At 74.9% G+C, this 1,139-nt stretch carries 2 protein-coding genes and 1 pseudogene; 1 reads left to right on the forward strand and 2 read right to left on the reverse strand.

The genetic code is table 11. The annotated features are described in order from the left end of the window. On the forward strand, window positions 1-205 hold a 205-nt coding region (locus tag H5J30_RS34760), incomplete at its 5' end, for a hypothetical protein (RefSeq protein ID WP_181791791.1). 43 nt (window positions 206-248) lie between these two features. Here the strand turns inward: H5J30_RS34760 and H5J30_RS34765 are convergent. After that, entirely contained in the window at window positions 249-929 is a 681-nt protein-coding gene (locus tag H5J30_RS34765; protein WP_181791790.1) for a TetR/AcrR family transcriptional regulator, read from the reverse strand. A gap of 5 nt (window positions 930-934) precedes the next feature. Beyond that, window positions 935-1,139 (reverse strand): annotated as a pseudogene (locus tag H5J30_RS34770) (MFS transporter); the annotation flags it as partial.

A 1,139-nucleotide genomic window follows, 5' to 3' on the forward strand; every position in this document is an offset into this window, starting at 1 on the left:
CCCCGACACCGGCCCCGACACCGACACCAGCACCAGCACCAGCACCAGCACCGACCCCGACGCCGTTCCCCTCCTCGCCGACCGGCCCCTCGTCGGCGGCGCGCCCGCCGCGTACGTCTGCCGGCACTTCGTCTGCGCCGCCCCGGTGACCGGGCCCGATGAGCTGCGCGCCCAGCTGGCCCCCGCCGCACCCCCGCGGGACTGACGCGCGGCACGCCTCGACGCGTGCCTGCCGCGCGAAGCCGCACTCACACCTTCAGGCCGCGCTCCAGCACCGCCAGCGCCCGGTCGGCCGTCTCCACCAGGTCCCCCGCCTGGTCCCCCGCCTGCTCCCCGTCCAGCCACGCGAACACCACCTGCGTCAGCGCCCCGAAGACCGCCCCGACCACCACCCGGATCGCGAAGTCGTCCCCCGACCGGCCGGTCCGCTCGGCGAGCACTGCGCGCAGCAGCTCGATGTTCCGGTCGATGTTCTCGTACAGCTGCGCCCGCAGCACCGGCACCTCGCGCATCAGCCGCATCCGCAGCGCGAACTCCGGCCGGAACTCGTCGCAGAGCGTCCGCAGCGACGCGACCACCGCCCCCCGCACCGCGGCGAGCGGCGGCTCGTCCGCCGGCCGGTCGCGGACGGCCTGCTCCAGCGCGGGGTCGTACTCGACGGTCAGGACGATGTCCTCCTTGGCCGCGAAGTACCGGAACACGGTGCTCTGCGAGACCTCGGCGGCCTCGGCGATCTGCTCGACGGTGGTCTGCTCGTACCCCTGCTCCCCCATCAGCCGGTACGCCGCCTGCCGGATGGCCCGGCGCGTGCGCAGCTTCTTCCACTCCCGCAGACCGAGCCCGGCCTCGGCGGCCGAAGCGGCCCGGGAGGCGGCGGCGGGCGAGGGAGCCGCGGCAAGTGGGGCGGCGGAGGTACGGGACGGTGCCATGCTCCTCATTGTCCTGTACCGGATTTGACGGAGGCCATTCCGGCGCCATCGCCCCATTTCCCCTCCCCCGGCGCCGGCACCGGCTGCTCCCCTCCCTTGCCGTCCGGCAGCAGCACGGCGGTGGCGACGGCCGTGAGCAGCGCGGCGGTTGCGCAGACCAGCAGGACCAGGTCCATGCCGTGGACGTACGCGGATTCGGCCGACTCCGCG

The organism is Streptomyces phytophilus (assembly GCF_013870535.1).
Taxonomy (GTDB): Bacteria; Actinomycetota; Actinomycetes; order Streptomycetales; family Streptomycetaceae; genus Streptomyces; species Streptomyces phytophilus.

What these genes read in the sequence shown, in the direction of transcription:
- H5J30_RS34765 (WP_181791790.1), bottom strand. Translation starts at nt 929, where the DNA reads ATGGCACCGTCCCGTACCTCCGCCGCCCCACTTGCCGCGGCTCCCTCG.